At 62.4% G+C, this 20393-nt stretch carries 18 protein-coding genes; 16 read left to right on the forward strand and 2 right to left on the reverse strand.

All coding sequences use genetic code 11. The features are described from left to right. Positions 1-58 precede the first annotated feature (58 nt). The 14 genes from secY to eccB all read left to right on the forward strand — a co-directional run bounded on the left by secY (position 59) and on the right by eccB (position 12720). The gene (gene secY, locus HMPREF3101_RS07395; protein WP_070464017.1) at positions 59-1387 is read left to right on the forward strand and encodes a preprotein translocase subunit SecY; all 1329 of its coding nucleotides are present in this window, start codon (positions 59-61) and stop codon (positions 1385-1387) included. Then, on the forward strand, positions 1387-1932 hold the full coding sequence (locus HMPREF3101_RS07400) for an adenylate kinase (protein WP_070464019.1): 546 nt from the start codon (positions 1387-1389) through the stop codon (positions 1930-1932). Before secY ends, HMPREF3101_RS07400 begins: the two co-directional genes overlap by 1 nt. An 84-nt stretch (positions 1933-2016) precedes the next feature. After that, positions 2017-2808: a type I methionyl aminopeptidase gene (gene map / locus HMPREF3101_RS07405; protein ID WP_070464021.1), complete on the forward strand. Its 792-nt coding sequence runs from the start codon at positions 2017-2019 to the stop codon at positions 2806-2808. 17 nt (positions 2809-2825) lie between these two features. Continuing rightward, on the forward strand, positions 2826-3614 hold the full coding sequence (locus HMPREF3101_RS07410) for a L,D-transpeptidase (RefSeq protein ID WP_070464023.1): 789 nt from the start codon (positions 2826-2828) through the stop codon (positions 3612-3614). Positions 3615-3781: 167 nt separating this feature from the next. After that, positions 3782-4000 (forward strand): translation initiation factor IF-1, encoded by a 219-nt coding sequence (infA, locus tag HMPREF3101_RS07415; protein WP_052205357.1) that lies wholly within the window; start codon positions 3782-3784, stop codon positions 3998-4000. A gap of 202 nt (positions 4001-4202) precedes the next feature. Continuing rightward, the gene (rpsM, locus tag HMPREF3101_RS07420; protein ID WP_052205356.1) at positions 4203-4571 is read left to right on the forward strand and encodes a 30S ribosomal protein S13; all 369 of its coding nucleotides are present in this window, start codon (positions 4203-4205) and stop codon (positions 4569-4571) included. A gap of 3 nt (positions 4572-4574) precedes the next feature. Beyond that, complete coding sequence (rpsK, locus tag HMPREF3101_RS07425) at positions 4575-4976, forward strand: 30S ribosomal protein S11 (protein ID WP_052205355.1); 402 nt, start codon at positions 4575-4577, stop codon at positions 4974-4976. Between the two features lie 26 nt (positions 4977-5002). After that, the gene (rpsD, locus tag HMPREF3101_RS07430; RefSeq protein WP_052205354.1) at positions 5003-5608 is read left to right on the forward strand and encodes a 30S ribosomal protein S4; all 606 of its coding nucleotides are present in this window, start codon (positions 5003-5005) and stop codon (positions 5606-5608) included. Between the two features lie 82 nt (positions 5609-5690). Continuing rightward, positions 5691-6704 (forward strand): DNA-directed RNA polymerase subunit alpha, encoded by a 1014-nt coding sequence (locus HMPREF3101_RS07435; protein ID WP_070464024.1) that lies wholly within the window; start codon positions 5691-5693, stop codon positions 6702-6704. 65 nt (positions 6705-6769) lie between these two features. Continuing rightward, positions 6770-7231: a 50S ribosomal protein L17 gene (gene rplQ, locus HMPREF3101_RS07440; protein WP_070464026.1), complete on the forward strand. Its 462-nt coding sequence runs from the start codon at positions 6770-6772 to the stop codon at positions 7229-7231. Between the two features lie 100 nt (positions 7232-7331). Continuing rightward, positions 7332-8309 carry a nucleoside hydrolase gene (locus tag HMPREF3101_RS07445; protein ID WP_070464028.1) on the forward strand — a complete coding sequence of 326 codons (978 nt, stop codon included), beginning with the start codon at positions 7332-7334 and terminating at the stop codon, positions 8307-8309. Continuing rightward, entirely contained in the window at positions 8297-9154 is an 858-nt protein-coding gene (gene truA, locus HMPREF3101_RS07450) for a tRNA pseudouridine(38-40) synthase TruA (RefSeq protein ID WP_070464030.1), read from the forward strand. The genes HMPREF3101_RS07445 and truA overlap by 13 nt, the downstream gene beginning before the upstream one ends. Before the next feature lie 55 nt (positions 9155-9209). After that, a complete protein-coding gene (locus HMPREF3101_RS07455; RefSeq protein WP_070464031.1) occupies positions 9210-11384 on the forward strand; it encodes a DUF6541 family protein in 2175 nt (724 codons plus the stop codon). Positions 11385-11481: 97 nt separating this feature from the next. Beyond that, positions 11482-12720, forward strand: a complete 1239-nt coding sequence (gene eccB / locus HMPREF3101_RS07460; RefSeq protein WP_070464033.1) for a type VII secretion protein EccB — start codon at positions 11482-11484, stop codon at positions 12718-12720. A 22-nt stretch (positions 12721-12742) separates the two neighbouring features. Here the strand turns inward: eccB and HMPREF3101_RS07465 are convergent, their stop codons facing one another. Next, the gene (locus tag HMPREF3101_RS07465; protein WP_070464035.1) at positions 12743-13912 is read right to left on the reverse strand and encodes a S8 family serine peptidase; all 1170 of its coding nucleotides are present in this window, start codon (positions 13910-13912) and stop codon (positions 12743-12745) included. Positions 13913-13914: 2 nt separating this feature from the next. Further along, positions 13915-15243, reverse strand: coding sequence for a type VII secretion integral membrane protein EccD (gene eccD / locus HMPREF3101_RS07470; RefSeq protein WP_168160173.1), 1329 nt, complete (start codon positions 15241-15243; stop codon positions 13915-13917). Positions 15244-15465: 222 nt separating this feature from the next. Between eccD and eccCa the strand changes: the two genes are divergently transcribed. Then, positions 15466-19194: a type VII secretion protein EccCa gene (gene eccCa, locus HMPREF3101_RS07475; protein WP_070464039.1), complete on the forward strand. Its 3729-nt coding sequence runs from the start codon at positions 15466-15468 to the stop codon at positions 19192-19194. Next, a complete protein-coding gene (locus tag HMPREF3101_RS07480) occupies positions 19191-20150 on the forward strand; it encodes a type VII secretion-associated protein (RefSeq protein ID WP_070464041.1) in 960 nt (319 codons plus the stop codon). The genes eccCa and HMPREF3101_RS07480 overlap by 4 nt, the downstream gene beginning before the upstream one ends. Positions 20151-20393: the final 243 nt, after the last annotated feature.

Consider the following 20393-nt stretch of genomic DNA (forward strand, 5'->3'; position numbering starts at 1 on the left):
ATTTGGAATACTGTCCATATTCTCTTGCTACTTAAGGTGGCGGGAGCCAGGAGGCTTTGTGTCCGCAATTGCTCAGGCGTTTAAAGATCCTGATCTGCGTAAAAAGATCTTGATCACGCTTGCCTTGATGTTTCTGTACCGTCTCGGTGCGCAGATCCCCACCCCGGGTGTTGATTACGCACTGATTAATCAACGTCTGCAGGACATCTCGCAGGGTGACCAGGCGTCGATGTTCTCCATCATCGGCTTGTTCTCTGGCGGTGCGCTGCTACAGCTGTCTATCTTCGCCATCGGCATCATGCCGTACATCACGGCGTCCATTATCGTGCAGCTGCTGACCGTGGTTATTCCGAAGTTCGAGGAACTGAAGAAGGAAGGCCAGGCCGGCCAGGCGAAGATGACACAGTACACGCGCTACCTCACGGTGGCGCTGGCGCTGCTGCAGTCCGCAGGCATCGTGGCGCTTGCGGATCGTGAGCAGCTGCTTGGCAGCGGAGTTCCGGTGCTAGTAGAGGATCGCAGCGCTTGGACCCTGATCATGATGATCATCGTCATGACCGCGGGCGCCGTCCTGATCATGTGGCTCGGTGAGATCATTACTGAAAAGGGTGTGGGCAACGGTATGTCGCTGCTCATCTTCGCTGGTATTGCCACCCGTATTCCGATCGAGGGCGTGACCATTTGGGAGCAGTCCGGCCCGCTGACCTTCTTCCTGGTGCTCGGCGCCATGGTCCTGCTGGTTGTTGGCATCATCTTCATCGAGCAGGGCCAGCGCCGCATCCCGGTCCAGTACGCAAAGCGTATGGTGGGCCGCCGCCAGTACGGCGGGTCTTCGACCTACCTGCCGCTGAAGGTTAACCAGGCTGGCGTTATCCCGGTGATCTTTGCCTCCTCGCTGATGTACGTGCCGGTGCTGCTGACCCAGATTGTCACCATGAACCAGACAGCCCAGCCGGATAACTGGTGGATGAACAACGTAATGTCGTGGCTGCAGAACCCCGGTTCCTGGCAGTACATCATCACCTACGTCGTGCTGATCATCTTCTTCGCGTACTTCTACGTTTCCATTCAGTACGACCCAGTCGAGCAGGCCGAAAACATGAAGAAGTACGGCGGCTTCATCCCGGGCATCCGTCCGGGCCGTGCAACCGCGCAGTACCTCGGCTTTGTTATGAACCGCCTACTGTTTGTCGGTGCGATCTACCTCGCCGGCATCGCTGTGCTTCCGAACCTTGCTATGGATGCTGGTGTGGCTGGCTCCGGTTCGGGCGGCATGGCTGGCTTCGGCGGCACCGCGATCCTTATTATGGTCTCCGTGGCATTGACCACGGTTAAGCAAATTGAATCCCAGCTTCTGCAATCTAACTACGAAGGACTTCTGCGATAATGCGTCTCGTTCTCCTCGGCCCTCCCGGTGCTGGCAAGGGCACCCAGGCAGCCATCCTGTCCGAAAAGCTCGGCGTCCCGCACATCTCTACGGGTGATCTGTTCCGCGCCAACATTGGTGAGGGAACCCCGCTGGGTGTTGAGGCTAAGAGCTACATCGACGCCGGCAAGCTTGTGCCGACGGATGTCACCGCGCGCATGGTGGAGGATCGCCTGAACCAGGGCGATGCTAAGGACGGCTTCCTGCTTGATGGTTTCCCACGCACGGTCGAACAGGCAAATATCTTGACCGACCTGCTGGCCAAGAAGGGCGAGAAGCTCGACGGTGTGCTCAACTTCGTGGTGGATGAGGATGTAGTGGTTGAGCGCATGCTGGCCCGCGGTCGCGCCGACGACAACGAGGAGACCATCCGTACCCGCCTTGGCGTCTACCGCGATGAGACCGCCCCGCTGATTGATCACTACGGTGAGGACATCATCTCCATCGACGCAGTGGGCGATGTGGATGAGATCAACGCCCGCGCAATGCAGGCGCTGGGCAAGTAGCCGACAGCGTTATACAAGGCCGGTGGTTTCACCGGCCTTTCGCTTTTTGTTTATCGACGTTTCAACGAACCCCCGGAGAACCCCATGGCATTCAGACGACGCAGCATTGCCGCTAAGACGGCAGAAGAACTTGACGCAATGGAGGCCGCTGGCCGCATTGTAGGTATTGCGCTGCAGGAGGTGCGCGCCGCGGCGAAGCCTGGTGCAACCACGCTTGATCTTGACACCGTTGCGGAAACCGTGATCCGTGACCACGGCGCGATCCCGACGTTTTTGGGCTATCAGGGCTTTCCGGGCTCGATTTGTGCCTCGGTGAATGAGGTTGTGGTGCACGGCATACCGTCGGCAAGCAAGGTGCTCAAAGAGGGGGACTTGGTGTCGGTGGATTGCGGCGCGACCTTCAACGGCTGGGTGGGGGATTCCGCGTGGTCATTTGGGGTGGGCGAGCTTGCGCCCAAGGTGGATGCCCTAAATCTGGCGACCGAATGGGTGCTCGCTGAGGGGATGAAGGCGATGGTGCCGGGCAACCGCCTGACCGATGTCTCCCACGCACTTGAGGTAGCGACGCGCCGCGCCGAGGAAAAGTTCGGCGTAGAGCTGGGCATCCTCGACGGCTATGGCGGCCATGGCATCGGCCGTGAAATGCATGAAGAGCCATTTCTGGCCAACGAGGGTAAGCCGAACCGCGGCCCGCGCATCCAGGAAGGATCGGTGCTGGCAATTGAGCCGATGCTGATCCTTGGTGGGGAAATCGACTCCGATGTACTCGAGGACGATTGGACCGTGGTCACCGCCGACGGCTCGCCCGCTGCCCACTGGGAACACACAGTTGCGGCGACAAAACATGGGCCGCGCATCCTCACTCCGCGTGTTTAACCTATATACTTTTGAGCATGTTTACCTCTACCCGCCACGGCAAGACGTCTCCGATGAAGGCAACGATGAAGCGTCGCGTAGCCGCGCTCGCCGCAAGCGTTGCCATTGCCGCCACCTTGATCGCGCACCCCGCAGACGTTGCCCAGGCGCAGCCCGCGCCACTGGACTTCTACAGCCAGGTACAGTCCCAGTACTCCTCGCTCGGCTCTAGCAATGACCAGGCGACGCGCGATGCTGCGTGGAACATGCGTAACTCCCTGCGCCAGCAGGCAGATGGGCTTGCAATCTTCGGCGCGCAGGCCCCGGCGCAGGCCAAGAAGCAGATTGACCAGACCGTGGAGAGCCTCTTCCCAGGCCTTATTGCGGAGCGCACCCCGAAGCCCGCACCCGCACCCGCACCGGCACCTGTCCCTGCGCCAGCACCCGCACCCGCTCCGTCGAAGCCAGCGTTTGATTACGGACCCTGCCCGAAGGACGCCAAAGTATGCGTTGATACCTCTGGGCGTCGCTCCTGGCTGCAAAACAACGGCGAGGTTTACTACGGCTCCGTCTACGTCGGCCCAGGACGAGTCGGCGACGAAACGCCGAAGGGCACCTTCTACGTCAATCGCAAGGTTAAAGACGAGGTTTCCTACCTGTTCGACAACGCCCCGATGCCGTATGCGGTGTACTTCACCAACCATGGACACGCGTTCCACCAGGGCGACCCGAGCATCCTGTCGCACGGTTGCGTGCGCATGTACCAGAAGGATGCACAGAAGTACTTCACCGATCTGCAGATCGGTGACAAGGTCTTCATCTACTAACCCTTAGACCTGCTCCTCACCTTGGACGCTGTCCTCACCTGGCGCATGTTGCGCTTTTCCCAGGTGAGGCACTATAGTGGACGGTTGGCGTGGCAACACGTCATGTAGCAATCCGGTAAATACGTCCAGTACCTGGGAAAATCTAGGTGCGTTAGGAAGTGGAGTGTATGGCAAAAGAAGGCGCAATCGAGGTTGAGGGCCGCATTGTTGAGCCCTTGAAGAATGCAATGTTCCGTGTCGAGTTGGACAACGGGCACGAAGTTCTCGCCCACATCAGTGGCAAGATGCGCCAGCACTACATCCGCATCCTTCCTGAGGACAGGGTCATCGTGGAGCTTTCCCCGTATGACTTGGAACGCGGGCGTATCACCTACCGCTACAAGTAAGCACTTTTCGCCTCCTTATCCAGGGGAGCTTTTCCGTCAAACTCGATGAGTTTGGCGGGAGGCCTCGTTTACCTTCGGCCACGGTGGCTGAAGCCGCGCGAAACCACAACCCACTCTCCGGCACGGCCCGGACAAAGCGTTGCCTGGCGCGGACGGATAGGGAGAAAACCACCGTAACAACCCGAAAGGAACGTGACCCGATATGGCACGTCTTGCAGGTGTTGATCTGCCGCGCAACAAGCGCATGGAGATCGCACTGACCTACATCTACGGCATCGGCCCGGCCCGTGCCAAGGAACTGCTCGAGAAGACGGGCGTTTCTCCTGACCTGCGCACTGACAACCTGAGCGACGATCAGCTTGCAGCACTGCGTGACGCAATTGAGTCCTCCTACACCGTTGAGGGTGACCTGCGTCGTGAGGTGCAGGCGGATATCCGCCGCAAGATTGAGATCGGCTCCTACCAGGGTCTGCGCCACCGCCGTGGCCTCCCGGTTCGCGGCCAGCGCACCAAGACCAATGCGCGTACCCGCAAGGGCCCGAAGAAGACCATCGCAGGAAAGAAGAAGTAAAACATGCCACCGAAGACTCGTGCTGGCGCGCGTCGTGGACGTCGCGTCGTAAAGAAGAACGTGGCCGCTGGCCACGCGTACATCAAGTCCACCTTCAACAACACCATCGTGTCCATCACGGACGAGACTGGTGCTGTCATCTCCTGGGCCTCTTCCGGCCACGTCGGCTTCAAGGGCTCCCGTAAGTCCACGCCGTTCGCTGCGCAGATGGCTGCCGAGAACGCTGCCCGCAAGGCAATGGAGCACGGCATGAAGAAGGTTGACGTTTTTGTTAAGGGTCCGGGCTCCGGCCGCGAGACCGCTATCCGTTCCCTGCAGGCCGCTGGCCTGGAGGTGTCGTCGATCTCCGACGTGACGCCGCAGCCGTTCAACGGTTGCCGTCCGGCGAAGCGTCGTCGCGTTTAAGGCTGAAAGGAAAGAGGTAAGAGAACATGGCTCGTTATACCGGCCCTGCTACCCGTAAGTCCCGTCGCCTCCGCGTCGACCTAGTCGGCGGCGACATGTCCTTCGAGCGTCGCCCGTACCCTCCGGGGCAGGCTGGCCGCGCTCGCATCAAGGAATCTGAGTACCTGCTCCAGCTGCAGGAGAAGCAGAAGGCTCGCTTCACCTACGGCGTGATGGAGAAGCAGTTCCGCCGCTACTACGAGGAGGCCAACCGCCTCCCGGGTAAGACCGGTGACAACCTGCTGGTGCTTTTGGAGTCCCGCCTGGACAACGTCATCTACCGTGCTGGTCTGGCTCGCACCCGCCGCCAGGCTCGCCAGCTTGTCTCCCACGGTCACTTCACCGTGAATGGCAAGGCAATTGACGTGCCGTCCTTCAAGGTCACCCAGTACGACATCATCGACGTGCGCGACAAGTCCCGCTCGATGCTGTGGTTCGAAGAGGCCCAGGACAACCTGCTTGACTCCGTCGTTCCGGCCTGGCTGCAGGTCGTCCCGGACACCCTGCGCATCCTCGTGCACCAGCTGCCCGAGCGCGCTCAGATCGACGTCCCGCTGCAGGAGCAGCTCATCGTCGAGCTCTACTCGAAGTAGTCCACTTCTTAGCGTTCATAGCGCTTGTAAAATATCCGTTCCTACCGGCATCAGATAGTGGTTGCCGAATAAGGAGAAGTTCATGCTCATCTCTCAGCGCCCGCAACTGACTGAGGAATACATCGACACCAACCGCTCGAAGTTCATCATTGAGCCACTCGAGCCTGGTTTCGGCTACACCCTTGGTAACTCCCTGCGCCGCACGCTGCTGTCGTCCATCCCGGGCGCAGCCGTGACCTCCATCAAGATCGACGGTGTGCTCCACGAGTTCACCACGATCAACGGCATCAAGGAGAATGTTTCCGAGATCGTCCTCAACGTGAAAGACATGGTGCTTTCCTCCGACTCTGACGAGCCGGTTGTTATGTACTTAAACGTCGAGGGCCCGGGCACCGTCACCGCTGGCTCCATCGAGCCGCCGGCTGGCGTTGAGATCCACAACCCGGATCTGCACATTGCGTCGCTGAATGAGGGCGCGCGCCTTGAGATGGAGCTTGTTGTGGAGCGCGGCCGCGGCTACGTCCCGGCCATGCCGAACTCCGGTGGCGAGGTTGGCCGCATCCCGGTTGACCAGATTTACTCGCCGGTGACCCGTGTTGCCTACAAGGTTGAGGCAACCCGTGTTGAGCAGCGCACCGACTTTGACAAGCTCATCATTGACGTGGAGACGAAGAACTCCATGTCCGCGCGCGATGCTTTGGCTTCCGCAGGTTCCACCCTGGTGGAGCTTTTCGGCCTGGCACGTGAGCTGAACACCATGGCTGAGGGCATCGAGATTGGCCCGTCCCCGCAGGAGACGGAGTTCATCGCTGCCTACAACATGCCGATTGAGGACCTGAACTTCTCCGTGCGTTCCTACAACTGCCTGAAGCGCCAGGAGATCTCCACCGTTGGTGAGTTGGCTGAGTACACGGAGTCCGACCTGTTGGACATCCGCAACTTCGGCCAGAAGTCCATCAATGAGGTGAAGATCAAGCTGGCTAGCTTGGGACTTGCATTGAAGGACACACCGGAAGATTTCGATCCGACCCAGATCGAGGGCTATGACGCCGAGACCGGCGACTACGTTGATACCAGCGCGGACGACGCTGAGTAGGCAACAGAGTAGAAAGAACATTCTTTGAGCTAGCGCTCACATAACCGCACACGAGGAGTACGAACATGCCTACCCCTAAGAAGGGTGCCCGTCTCGGAGGGTCCGCCAAACACCAGAACCACATTCTGGCTAACCTGGCACAGTCCCTGTTCGAGCACGGTGCTATCAAGACCACTGAGGCTAAGGCGAAGATGCTTCGCCCTTACGCTGAGAAGCTGATCACCAAGGCGAAGCGTGGCACGCTGGCTGACCGCCGCGCTGTTGCTGCTGAGCTGCCGAACAAGGATATCGTTGCACACCTGTTCAACGACCTTGCTCCGCTTTTCGACGGCCGCGAGGGCGGCTACACCCGCACCATCAAGCTGGAGAACCGTGCTGGCGACAACGCGCCGATGGCACACATCTCCCTGGTGACGGAGGAGACCGTCTCTAACGAGGCGTCCCGCACCGCCCGTGCCGCTGCTTCCCGCCAGGCTGAAGCAGAGAAGGCTGAAGCTGCTGAGGAGGCTGCTGAGGAGCAGAAGTAATCTGCGCCGAGCCGTAAATGACCGGCACCTAGGGTTTTTGAGATCCCGGGTGCCGGTTTCTTTTATAGCGGGCTGTCTTGCGGCGGTTACAGTAGTTGCCATGGCTGAGAAGGTCCCTTTCATTCTTGATACTGATACGGCGCAGGATGATTGCGTTGCCATCCTGTTGGGCGCGATGAGTGAGCGCGCTGAAATGCTGGGCATCACCATGGTTGCTGGCAACGTGGGCTTTGCGCGTCAGATTCAGAACGCGCAGCTTACGTTGAACGTGATGGGCAAGCTTGGGCAGATTCCGATTTTCTTGGGGTGCTCGCAGCCAATGTTGCGCCCGTGGGCTTCGGCAGAGAATGTGCATGGTGATGGCTCGGGTGGGCTGACCATGGATTTTGACGCGGCGACGGCGGAGGATGAGCATGCGGTGGATGCGCTGTTGCGCATCACAGGGGAGCGCCCGGGTGAGGTTTCCGTGGTGGCAATTGGTCCGCTGACCAATATTGCTACGGCGATTGTGAAGGATCGTAGCTTTGTTCAAAACGTGAAGAGTCTTTACATCATGGGTGGTTCGAACAACGGGCGCGGCAACATTACGCCGTCGGCGGAGTTCAACTTTTATGTGGACCCGGAAGCTGCGCAGATTGTGTTCACTGCGGGTTTTGAGCGCATCGTGGTGTTGCCGTGGGATCCGGTGACGTTGGTGGATGCCACGATTACGCGTGCGGAGTATGACACGCGTTGTGCGTTTGGCACCCCGATTTCGGACTTTTTCAAGGCTGTATGTGACACCACGTTGGATTTCAACGAGTCGGTGGGGGTGGACGGTTCGACGCATCCGGACTCGGCTACGTTGGCGGCGTTGCTGTACCCGGAGCTGGTCACCAAGAGCGCGCCGTACCGGGTGGATGTGGAGACGGCGTCTGAGTTGACTCGTGGTTTCTCTGCGATGGGGTGGGACAAATTCGACAACTTCCAGCCGAATGCAGAGGTGATTGAGAAGCTGGATAAGGACGGGTTCTTTGCCATCTTGGATGACCTGTTGCAGACGAAGACCACCCCGGATAGGCCGACGTGGACGGCGTAGTAGACGATCAGGAGGTGCTGCGGATCCGTCTGGATATCGCCTATGACGGCACTGACTTTCATGGGTGGGCCCGCCAGACGGAGGGCACTCGCACGGTGCAGGCCACGATTGAGGATGCGCTGAGTTTGGTCCTGCGCGCTCCTATTTCGCTTACTGTTGCGGGGCGCACGGATGCTGGCGTGCACGCGAGTGGGCAAGTTGCGCATGCTGATATTCCGACAGCGTCGTTGGCGCAGCGGTCGTTGGGGGAGGTGGGGGCGTTGGTGCGTCGATTAGCAAAATTGCTTCCGGCTGACATCAGGGTGCTTGCGGTGCGCGAGGTGCCCATGCTTTTCGACGCCCGCTTTGCCGCCCTCACCCGCTCCTACACGTACCGGGTGACCACGCACCCGGCGGGGCCGTTGCCGACGCGCGTGCGTGACACGGCGGTGTGGGGCAAGCCGGTGGACATCAAGCGCGCCCAGGAGGTCGCGGACGCGCTGGTGGGGCTGCATGACTTCGCAGCGTTCTGCAGGCCGCGTGAGCATGCGACGACGATTCGCCACGTGCAGTCGTTTATATGGCACGACGTGTCCACACCCGCGGAGCCCGAACTGTATGAGGCTCGGATTCAGGCAGATGCATTTTGCTGGAACATGGTCCGTGCCCTGACGGCGACGTGCCTGATGGTGGGCGACGGCCGCAAGGATTTGGCGTGGGCGTTTGAGCTGTTGGGCAAGTCAGTACGGGATCCGCAGGTGCAGTTGGCGCCGGCGAAGGGGCTCACGCTAACTGGGGTGACGTACCCGCGGGAGGAGGATTTGGCTGCGCGGGTGGCGGTGACGCGGGATAAGCGGAGCCTGTAGTTAGAATGCTTGCGTACTTATTTCTCACCCTGCCGGGCTACTAGTTGGAGGAATCATGACGTCGACTGCTGCCGTGTGGTTTGCGGTCGTCTTTTTCATGCTCCCAGGCTTTGTAGTCAACTGGGTTGCGGGCATGCGCGCACCGGCTGCGATGGCGGCGGCGCTGCCTGTCAGCTTCGGCATGATCGGCATGTCTGCTTGGATGTGGGGGCTGACTACGGCGCCGTTGAACTTATGGACGTTCACGGTCAGCTGGGTGCTCGCCCTCGGCGTGGCGGCAGCGTGGCGTTATTCGTTTGCGCGCAGGGCGCGTCGGCGTGGCGGTGACGTGAGCTGGCGCCGAGCCCTTTTTCCAGGTGATTGGCGCGCTGGCAGCGTGTTGGACCCCGCGTGGGTGCTGCCCGGCATCGGCGTGGTTGCCGGCGCTTGGATGAGCATCACCGACAGGTTGGGGTGGCTACGCCGTCTACCTAACGGCCTGGACAACATTGTGCAGGGCTGGGACGTGCAGTGGCATGCCAACGCGGTGCGTTTCATCATGGAAACGGGTGTGGCCTCCCCAACGAGGATGGGGGAGCTGCAGAACCTGGAGACCCACGCCGCGCTGCTGTACCCCTCGGGCTACCACGCGGGGGTGGCGCTGTTCGCTGAGGCCGCAGGCTTGGAGCCGATCCCTGCGTTAAACATCAGCCAGATCGTGCTGCCGGGTATTGCGCTGCCGCTGAGTATGGCGTGTTTTGTGTTGGCGTTTTTGCGCTCGCGAGGGCTGACGGCGCAGATCGCCGCGGGCCTTGCCGCAGCCCTTGTGTACGGTGCGCCGCAGATCCTGTGGGTGTCTGATTTCGTGGGCATGTGGCCCTACTTGTTTGCCATGACGCTAAGCGGCACCGTGGTGTGGCTGTTTTTGCGGGTGCCGTTTCACCACGCGTCGGCGCTGCCTGCGGCGCTGGGGTTTTTAGGCGTGCTGTGTGCACACCCCTCGGCGGTCACTGTTGTGGTGGTGTGTGTGGCGTTGGCGTGGGTGACGTCGTTAGTAATCAAGCCCGCGCGCAGCCGGATCAGCGACCTGCTGTGGCTGGGCGCGCCGGCGCTGGGAGCCTCGGTGGTGTTCCTGCCGCAAATCATGGCGGGCACCACGCAGGCGGAGGAAGTGTCGGGCTGGCGTGCGGACGAGGCGTTTAAAGACACCGATGCCTGGGCGGCTGCCTTCTACATGCAGACGCGCCACGTGGATCAGTTCTTCCCCAACTTTGCCCAAGAGGACGCGGTTGTGGTGCTGTGGCTTGCCCTGATCGGCGCCGTGGTGATGGTGTTTTGGCGCGGCCAGGTGTGGCCGGTGCTGGTGTATGCGATCAGCCTGTGCGCCGCGGTCAATGCGATTGACCAGTTTGATAACGGCTTCGGCACCGCGCTCAACGTGTTGGGCAATCTGCATTACAACACACCGCACCGGTTGATTCTGCCGGTGGTGATGTGTGTGGTGGCTGCGGTGGCGGTGGCACTGGCTGCGATGGTGCGGCTGGTAACGCTTGCGCCGCTGGCCGCGCGCTCCCAAAGCACAGCGGCACGGTCGGCGGCAACGGCGGCGTCGGTGGCGGTGGCCCTGGTCCTTGGAGCGGTGGCGGTGCCCGCCGTGCACGCGGAGACGGTCGCCGGCGCGGAGGATTCTTTCGCCAACCCACGAAGCGGCGAACGGATGGTCAGCGCCGATGATCTGGCCGCGTTCGATTGGCTTGCCACCCAGCCGAAGGCATTTGAAGGCTACACCATGGGCGATCCCGCCGATGGTCACTCCTGGATGTACGCGTATAACGGGGTGCCCACCATGTCGCGGCACTACCTGTGGCCCACAGGTGGGCGCGGCACAGCCTTTGACATCACGTATTGGAACGTGGATGACATCGGCGAGGGCCTGCGCGGCAAACCGCGTGCCACGAACATTGCAGACAAGGCAGTCGAGGCGCTGGACGTGAACTTCTATATGGTTAGCCCGGATCCTTTCTGGCATTTCCAGCGCACAAACCAGGAGGCCAAGCTGGGGCTGTGGGCTTCTGAAGGCATGACCCCGGTGTATCGCAAGGGCAATGTGGTGATCTTTGCTGTCAACGCGGCGTTTACCCCGGCGGAGATTACGGCCATGCGTGCTAACGCCCTCAACAACGGCTCCGATGCCGTGCCGCAGCTGGCGCCCGCAGGCGGCACAAGTACCGCAAGCACCACAGGTTTTTAGCCCATCGCTGCACGCCCGCGCGCAGTCCAAGGTAGGATGAACGCTTACTGCAATTGCGATATTGCAATTGGGGGAAATCGGGGGAGGGGTAAAAACCATGGCAAAACTGTTGCCAACCACCAAAACGCAGGTTTCTGGTCACCGTTTCATGCGCAGGCGCGTTGAACACGGCATCGTTTTTGGTGACGTCCGCATGATCCACGATCCGCTGTCATCCAGGCGCCGCGCCATGGTGTTTGGCATGGTGGCGGTGCTGCTGGTTTCAGGGGTGATGGGGTTGTTTGCGTGGATGCGACCAAACCCAGACCCGGGGGAGGCACCGATTTTACGCGCCAGCGATGGGTCCCTGTTCGTACAGGTAGATGGGGTCGCACACCCAGTGACCAATCTCGCGTCTGCGCGCCTGATTGCGGGTTCTGCCGCGCAGCCGGCGCGGGTGGGTGAGCAGGCGTTGGGGCAGCTGCGCAAGGGTGTTCCGGTAGGGATCGTGTCCGCGCCGGCGGTGTTCGCACCGGCGGATTCGGAAGATGAATTTTGGTCCGTGTGCCAGGCTGGTACGGATGTGGTGGTGCGCGCCGATCAAGCGCCTGAGGCCTTGCTGCCCTCGGAGGCGGTGCTGGCGGTGGCGGATAACCGCGAGTGGGTGGTTACCGCGGCGGGCCGCACACAGTTGCCGCCACCGACCTCCCCGGAGGGGCGCATCATCCGCCGGGGTCTGGGCGTCAGCGCCGCCACGCCGCGATGGTCCCCGCCACCAGCGCTTATCACCGCCCTGAAAGAGCTGCCGCCGTACGCGTTGCCGCACCCCTTGCCGCAGATTGTGCGCACCCCGGCCGGCAGCTGGCTGCTTGTCAATGGTGCGGTGCAGCCGATTACTCGCATTCAGGAGCTTTTGCTTATCGACGCCGGCGCGAAGCCCACCCACATCACCCAACCCCAACTCGCGTCCTACCCGGACCTGGAGCCAGCGTTTGATCTGCGGTTGCCGGAGCAGATCCCGATGTGGGTGGATCCCGCGCGCCGCGCCGTGTGCGTGGATGAAGCTGGCGGCGCCGGTGCCGTTTCCTACGAGGAGGCGCTGCGCGGGGCGGTGCAGCTTTCCGGCACCGCGGTGGCGACACACTTCGCGGGCCTTCACGCGGGATCAGTGGGAGTGGACTCCGGCTTCGGGTTTCACGTGGTCTCTGCGAATGGGTTGCGGCATGCGGCCGCTGAGGCAGCGACTTTGGAGACCGTCGGCGTGGCTCGAATGGACACGGTGCCGTGGGGGCTGCTCGCCCTGCTGCCGGAGGGTGAGGCGTTGACGCGGGAGGCCGCGCTGACGGCCACCTACTAGACAGCCACCTATTAGACCGGTACTAGCGCCGGAGGCTGCGCGCGATCGTCGTTACTCCAGCGAGCAGCAGTGCGCCGGCGATGACGATAAGCCCACGGCCTGGTGCCAGGGAACGTTCTTGTGCCGCCGGGGTGATGAGCACGGGGGCTTGTTCCTCAAGTGTTTCGGGTGGCAGTTGGGAGATAACGCGCATCGGATCGATCGCACCGTGACCGGGTTCGGCGGCGGCGAACACTAGCTCGCGCACCTGGTGTGGGCTCAAGTACGGGTAGCGCTGCAGCAGCAAGGCAATCGAGCCGGTCACCCTTGGTGCGGCGAAGCTGGTGCCTACATAGTGGGAGACGCGGTCACGGCCGGCGACGGTTCCAAGGGCCCAGCCCGCGCCGTCGGAGGCAAGTGCGTAAGGCACGGTGCCGTCGGCGGAGACGAAGGAGCCGGGCACGGCAATGGAGTAGTCCGCAAGCGTGTGGCTGGTTGCGCGGGCGCCGACAGCGATCACGGTTGGGGAGTGGGCAGGGATGACGCTGAATCCCTGTTCGCAGGCTTCGGTGGTGTTGCCGGCTGCGGCCACGACGACGGCGCCGGAGTGTTCGGCGCGCATCAAGGCGTCGTTGATAGGCACCATGTCTACCAGCTGGGCTACCTCGGGCGGCAGACACGAGACGACGGAGATGTTGATGACGCGTGCGTGCTCATCGAGCGCGTTATGGATGGCGGCAGCGAGTGTTTCCAGGGTGCCTGCGTATTGCGCAAGCTCGGCGTCGTTGGCACGGTTGCGGTAATGCGCGGAGGTTTGGCGCACGCTGACAATCTCGGCGTCGGGTGCAATGCCGCGGCTGTTGCCGGCGATGATGCCGGCGACGATAGTGCCGTGGCTGTCGCAGTCGGCGAACGGGTTTGGTGCGTCTGCGTCGACGAAGTCGCGGCCGGGTATGAGCTGGTCCAGCTCAGGGTGGCGGGCCACACCGGTGTCAATGACTGCGACGCGGATCCCGTCGCCGGTGGCGAAGCGGTGCAACGCATGACGTTCAGGGCCGGGTGCGGGAAGTGGCATATCGGCTGGCAGGTGGGCCGGTACGGCGCAGGCGTAATCCTGGGCGGTAGCAACGGGGGCTAACGCTGGCAGTAGTGCAGCCAGAAACGCCGATGCCGTGGCAGCGGCACCCGCACGAACAAAACGTCGAGTGCGCATACTTACAGCCCCCGGATCAGTCCGAAGAGGCCGGTGAGCTGCACCGCAAGTGGGATCACTGCCATGATGGCGGCGGCCTCTGCGCGTTCGAACCACACCACCGTGGTCGGCTCCAGGGTGGGCAGGTGCGGGGCCCACAGCGGGGTGGTGCTGATGCCAAGCAAAAGCAGCACAGACAGCACGATCAGGACAGGATGCGGGTCGTGGGCGAAGATGACGGCGCCAAACAATGCGCACAGCGCAGCCAGGGTGGTCAGCGTAAGCGCAACACGTGACGCTGGGTAGTGGTGGCGGGTGGCGTGCAGCCCCAGCGCACCCGCGGCGGTCAACGCAAATGCCGAGACCCACCCAACACGACCATCTGCATGCCAGCTGATCACTGCAAAGGCGGGGATGGTGCAGATGGCAACGGCAATCGCCATGGCGTCTGCAATCGCGATCGCGTTGGCGCTGCGAGCGTCTACATCCAGCTGGTAGCCGTCCGAAGAGGTGAACTCCTCGCCGGCTGTGGGGATGCGAGGGATCTGCAGTCCGGCTGCGCGGCTGGCCACGCCGGGGATGGCCATGACGGTGATCAGGCCCGCAAGCACAGCTAGGGCAGCAGGGGCGTTGCGGCCGGGCAGCCACGCACCCAGGGCGGCAACGCTGAGCAGCACCGCGGCGGTGCAGTAGGCGGCAGCGAGCGCAGGTCCAACGAGGCGCACTACTGCACCCGCCGCCATGGTGGTCAGGGCGGCAAACGCCCCGCTCATCGCTGCCACCGCCAGATCAGCAGGACCCATCCAGGTGGCGCGCGGGCCCACCACATACGCCCCCACCGCAAGCGCAGTGATCACAGGCACGAAGCCGTACAACACGCGTGAGCGCGACACGGTAGCCACCACTAGCAACACCATCGCGCATGCCGCCAAGGCAACGGGCAGCGAAGCAAAACGGCTGGCAACCCCGGCAACGCCCAGCGCGCCGACAACGCCGGCAACCACATCCAGTCCGCGAGCTTCACCGGTGCCTTCGGCCGCAGCCGCCAGGGATTCAGCGGCGTCGCGCACGACGGGCGCGGTGGGTGGTTCGATGGGGTGGAAGGTGATCACGGAGCCGTCGAAAAGCCGAAGCTTGTACAGCGGGGTGTGCATATCCAGCGGGGCACCTGCCACGGTGGTGGCCTCCCACGGCCGGTGCACCTGCGGAATGTCAATCATGCGCGCAAGCTCCGGCAGCACCTCTGCCAGCGTGGATGCGGTAGGCAGCGTGACGTCAATATCGCGGTGAATAGATGCAACCGAAACCCGCACCGTGACACGCACAACATGATGCGCCGATGTAGCAACCAAGGTTTTACCCCCAAAGTATGTGTTTGCGCGGACCCCCTTTTTTAAGCCGCGCAGCTGGCCATCAGTATGCACCAGCGCAGAAGCTGTGTCTAGCGAAATTCATAAAAACATGCGTGCGTGCCGCAGATTGGGTTTATACTTCCACCAACGCCTGCAGGTTTGGGGGTCTGGTTCTGGGGGAATCGGCGCCTGCTGGCACTGTGACAAGGGGGAAAAGGCACCATGCTTGGACGCGACCGCAACCCAGTTCTCACACCCACCCACGGTGTGTTGATGCCGGAGCAGCAGCCACCGCCGATGCCGCAGGGAGCACTCAACGCCGAGACCGTTCCCGCTGCCCAGAAAGACCAACCGCTGCCGCTTATCCGGGTGCTCATCCCGGTGGTGATGGTGGTGGCTATCGCTGCAGTGATGGGCCTGATGGTGGCCTCTGGGCGCCAAATGAGCCCGATGATGCTGGTCTTTCCCTTGATGATGCTGATCGGCATGGTCGCCATGTTTAACCCCACCGAGGGCAAAGGCGACATAGATGAGACCCGGCGCGTGTACCTGCGCCACCTCGACGCGCTGGTGGGACGCGCCCGCACTAACGCGGTGAAACAGCGCGAGCACTCCACGTTTGTGCACCCCGCGCCGGGTGAGTTGGCCACGGCGGTTGCCTCCGAGCGAGTGTGGGAGCGCGCAGATGTGCACCCGCAGGCGCTCCAGGTCCGGCTGGGCACGGGCGCTACGGCGCTGGCTACCCCGGTGGAGGTGGATGATCCGGGCTCGCCGGAGGATCTGGACCCGGTGTGTGCAGTAAGTTTGCGGCGCACGGTGGCTGCCGTCAGCGCGGTGCATCAGATGCCGATTGTGGTGCAGCTGGCGGCGTTTCCGGCCATTACGCTGGCGGGCCCGCGCGCGGCGGAGGTGGCGGCCTCCATTGCGTGTCAACTGGCATTTTTCCACGGCCCAGAATTGGTGGGCATCGACACTTCACGTGCACCGTTTGCCTGGTCAAAGTGGCTGCCGCACGCCCGCAGGCCAGAGCAGGCGCAGTGGCGCATCTCGCTTGTCGACGCCACGCTAACCCCCACCAGCGCCCCGCATTCCGGAACTCACGCAGGTCTCTTCACTGGCTCCGCTGCGGCCGCGGCCATGGCAGCGCACGAAAGCGACTGTGTGGTCACCATCCACCCTGACCCTGAATACCTTGTGGACGACGAGGCCCTGCACCTAGTGTGTACCGACACGATTACTGCGCATACCGCCACCGGTGCGGAACTGCTCGGCGTGCCGGATGATTTTCGCGATGTTGAAGCGCAGCACCTTGCCCGGTTGCTGGCGTTTTATCGCCGCCCGGAGGAGTCCGCAGGCGGCGGTGGGGCGGACGTGTTGTCCATGTTGGGGCTGGACCGGCTTGATACGGCTGACATGGAATCCATGTGGCCTGGCCGCGAGGGCACGCGTCAGCGTCTGACGGTTCCGATCGGTGCAACCCCGGACGGGCAGGCGGTGTTTTTAGATTTGAAGGAGGCCGCCCACGGCGGCTCCGGGCCGCATGGCTTGTGCATTGGTGCCACAGGCAGCGGAAAATCTGAATTGTTGCGGACCCTTGTTGTTGCCCTAGCCGCCACCCACTCGCCGGACGAGCTGAACCTGGTCCTGGTGGATTTCAAGGGTGGCGCGACCTTCCTTGGCTGCGAGGGCCTGCCGCACACAAGTGCTGTGATCACCAACCTGGAAGATGAAGCGGTCCTGGTGGAGCGCATGTATGACGCGCTGTCTGGTGAGATGCATCGCCGCCAAGAGCTTTTGCGCAAGGCTGGCAACTTTGCAAACATCACGGACTACACCGCGGAGCGACTCGCAGGCACGGCCCGCGGCGTGAGTTTGGAACCGCTCCCGGCGCTGGTTGTGGTGGTCGATGAGTTCTCGGAGCTTTTGACTCAGCACCCGCACTTTGCGGACTTGTTTGTGGCCATCGGCAGGTTGGGCCGTTCACTCGGGGTGCATTTGCTCCTAGCTTCGCAACGTTTGGAAGAGGGCAAGCTGCGCGGGCTGGATAGCCACTTGTCGTACCGCATCGGGTTGAAAACGTTTTCTGCCGCCGAGTCGCGCCAGGTGCTTGGTGTGCCGGATGCCTACGAGTTGCCGGGTGAGCCTGGTTCGGGCTATGTAAAGGCCGGCGCACCGCAGTTGACGCGTTTCCGTGCCGCGTACGTCTCTGGGCCGCTCACCCGCAGCGTGGTTACGCAAGCGCCGGTGGGGCCGGTCGTTGTCAAGCCGTTCCACGCCTGGGATGCGGAGCAGGATGCATTGGATAACCCGCCGAAACCGGAGATGGCCACTGAGACTGACACCTCGACGACTGTGGTGGATGCGGTGGTGGAAACTACCCGCAAGTTCGCCGAGGAAGCCGGCATGCGGGCGCACCAGGTGTGGCTGCCGCCCTTGCCGACGCAGCTGGAGCTTTCCGCGCTGCGTCCCGATGAGCATGATTTCGGTGCGCTGCAGGTGCCGATGGGCTTGGTGGATGAGCCATATCACCAGCGTCAGGACACGTTGCTGTTGGACTTAAGCGCCTCGGGTGGGCACGTGGCGTTGGCGGGCGCGCCGCAGACCGGTAAGTCGGAAGCGCTCAAGACCTTGGCCGCGTCGCTGGCGTTGACACACACTACGGACCAAGTGGCAATTTACGCCATCGATGCCGGTGCCGGCGGGCTCGCGGATCTGGAGGTGTTGCCGCACGTTGCGGGTACGGCTACGCGTGCTGATGAGGAGAAGGTGCGCCGCATTGTCGATGAACTGCTCGGCGTGATTGATGCTGAGGCCGAGCACCAACAGGAACCGAACCGCCACACCGTCTTGCTTGTAGACGGCTGGCATACCCTCCTCGCCACCGACTCCAAACTCGAAGACCTGCGCGATCCTTTAACCCGCATCGCCTCCGAAGGCCCGGCCGCCGGTATCCACCTGGTGCTGACCACCCAGCGCTGGAGCGCGGTCCGCTCCGGCGTGCGCGACCTGGTGGCCACCCGCTGGGAAATGAAACTGACTGAGCCGATGGATTCGCTGATTGACCGCAAGGTCCAAACCACCCTGCCAAACCGCTCGGGCATCGGTGTCACACCAGCGGGAAAGGTCATGCTGATTGCCCGCACCACCGCGGAAGACCTCGCCCACATCGCCCAGGTCACTGCCGCACAGCCGCGCGTGCCGAAGCTTAAGGTCCTTCCCACCCACGTCAATGGGCTGTTGCTTATCGACGCCCCGCCGCCACCCCCAACCACCCCTATCCCACTGGGCGTTGGCGGACCACGCCTGGAACCGGTGTGGTGTGCTTCCGGCCACGTGGTTGTAACCGGTGGCGCCGGGTGTGGAAAATCCACGTTCATTGCCACCGCCATCCGCGCTATTGAGGCGTTGCCGCGCGACGATGCGCGCATGGTGATCCTGGATCCGCGCCGGGCGCATCTGGGGCGCGCCAGCGACGACATGATTGCGGCCTACGGTGCGTCGTCTACCTCAATCGAGGATGCGGTCAAGGCGCTTTGTCACACGCTTGCCTCGCGCCTGCCGGGGGCGGACATTTCGCCATCTGAGCTGGCGTCGCGCTCCTGGTGGCAGGGCCCGGAGTTGTACCTGGTGATCGATGACTTGGATCTGGTTAACGACGCCGTCCTGCGAGACCTCACCGACTACATTCCGCATGCCCGCGACATCGGCCTGCACGTGATCTGTGCCAGGAAGTTGAGCGGGATCTCGCGGGCGCTCTTTGGTGGGTTTTTGGGAGCGGTCAAAGACATTCACCCGGACGCGCTGGTTATGGACGGCACCCGCGATGAGGGCAGCGTCTTCGGCGTACGTCCCGGCCCGCTTGCGCCCGGGCGCGCAACGCTTGTGCAAGCGGGATCAACAGTCGGCGCCATCCAGGTCGCCGCACCATATGAAGAGGGGGAGGACCTATGAATCAGCTCAGCCAGCAGCAGCCAAAACTGCGCATCACGGTAACGGACGGATCGACCGTGTTTACGGGTGCAGCGAACCTGCACCGTTTCGACGCACCGTCGGAACACGAAATTGTCGCCTACGCCAAAAACGTTCTCGGGCCGTTTCCGGAAGGCGCGCCCGTGCACATCACCGCGTCCGCGGAGCGCTTAGCGCGCCTGGAGGCGGCGTTTGCGGACTATGACGTGGCGTTGAGGATGGAGGAGTTGGTGGGGGTTGGCGTGGGCGTGGATAAGCAAGAGCCCCACGAGCCCCGAGAGCCCTTTGTAATGGAAGACGACTGGGAGCAGAACTGGCTGGTAGATGAGCCGGAAGAACCGCTTGCGGAGCGCAGCCAGTGGCCGCTGTACCTGCTGGGCGCGGCGTTGGCCGCAGTCGTTGTGCTTGTGGGGGTCGGTGCGGTGTGGGCCGTGCGGGCGTGGAACGCGCCGTCGGCAAGCGCCCAGGCGGAGTCGCCAACGACAACCGTGGTGACCACGAGCGAGGCGTCTGCGCCGGAGCCAGCCCCACCGCAAACAACCGTGCTGGAGCAAGACGGACTACGCGTGGAGCTGCCTGCAGGTTTTACCCTCGCCGAGGACGGCGACACGTGGCGCGCCACCGGCCTGGATCCGGACTTCCGCCTGCATATGGCAGTGGAGCAGCTCTATAACCTGCCGGCGCACACCATGGCTGAGCAGGTGTTGCGCGACATTGAAGTGGACCCGGAAACGCAGCTGGTGGATACAGATGGCCACTCCTTGACCTACCTCGAATTTCCCGGCGACGGCTCCGAGGTGCTGTGGAAGACCTGGCCGCACGACAACTACCAAATCTTCGTGGCATGCCACACCCGCACCGCGCCGACCACCGTGCAACAAGCGACGTGCCGCATGGCATTCGACTCTGCGGAGTTCTCGCCGCCCACAACGGGCTAAAACAGGTCTGGGAAACTGGCTAAAATCAGGCGGGTTCCAAAAATCTTTGCAGAGTTTTGGCTGGTCAGAGGGTTGCGGAAAAGTTTTTAGAAAAACCATGGAACTAAAGGGCTTTTAGACAGTCCAAATAAGTGAACAGTTCATCGCATACCGGCTGTTCTCACCTACAGCTTGACTTGGCTCACGGGTAGGTGATGAAGATCGCCCTTGGCCTTGACATTGTGGCCTGTGGGTTTGGGGTCT

It is taken from the genome of Corynebacterium sp. HMSC29G08, from assembly GCF_001806875.1.
Classification (GTDB): domain Bacteria; phylum Actinomycetota; class Actinomycetes; order Mycobacteriales; family Mycobacteriaceae; genus Corynebacterium.

Coding starts and splice junctions, on each gene's coding strand:
- HMPREF3101_RS07410 (WP_070464023.1), top strand. CDS start 2,826: ATGTTTACCTCTACCCGCCACGGCAAGACGTCTCCGATGAAGGCAACG.
- rplQ (WP_070464026.1), top strand. CDS start 6,770: ATGCCTACCCCTAAGAAGGGTGCCCGTCTCGGAGGGTCCGCCAAACAC.
- HMPREF3101_RS07465 (WP_070464035.1), bottom strand. CDS start 13,912: ATGCGCACTCGACGTTTTGTTCGTGCGGGTGCCGCTGCCACGGCATCG.
- map (WP_070464021.1), top strand. CDS start 2,017: ATGGCATTCAGACGACGCAGCATTGCCGCTAAGACGGCAGAAGAACTT.
- rpsD (WP_052205354.1), top strand. CDS start 5,003: ATGGCTCGTTATACCGGCCCTGCTACCCGTAAGTCCCGTCGCCTCCGC.
- rpsM (WP_052205356.1), top strand. CDS start 4,203: ATGGCACGTCTTGCAGGTGTTGATCTGCCGCGCAACAAGCGCATGGAG.
- eccB (WP_070464033.1), top strand. CDS start 11,482: ATGGCAAAACTGTTGCCAACCACCAAAACGCAGGTTTCTGGTCACCGT.
- eccCa (WP_070464039.1), top strand. CDS start 15,466: ATGCTTGGACGCGACCGCAACCCAGTTCTCACACCCACCCACGGTGTG.
- infA (WP_052205357.1), top strand. CDS start 3,782: ATGGCAAAAGAAGGCGCAATCGAGGTTGAGGGCCGCATTGTTGAGCCC.
- HMPREF3101_RS07400 (WP_070464019.1), top strand. CDS start 1,387: ATGCGTCTCGTTCTCCTCGGCCCTCCCGGTGCTGGCAAGGGCACCCAG.
- HMPREF3101_RS07480 (WP_070464041.1), top strand. CDS start 19,191: ATGAATCAGCTCAGCCAGCAGCAGCCAAAACTGCGCATCACGGTAACG.
- HMPREF3101_RS07445 (WP_070464028.1), top strand. CDS start 7,332: ATGGCTGAGAAGGTCCCTTTCATTCTTGATACTGATACGGCGCAGGAT.
- rpsK (WP_052205355.1), top strand. CDS start 4,575: ATGCCACCGAAGACTCGTGCTGGCGCGCGTCGTGGACGTCGCGTCGTA.
- HMPREF3101_RS07435 (WP_070464024.1), top strand. CDS start 5,691: ATGCTCATCTCTCAGCGCCCGCAACTGACTGAGGAATACATCGACACC.
- HMPREF3101_RS07455 (WP_070464031.1), top strand. CDS start 9,210: ATGACGTCGACTGCTGCCGTGTGGTTTGCGGTCGTCTTTTTCATGCTC.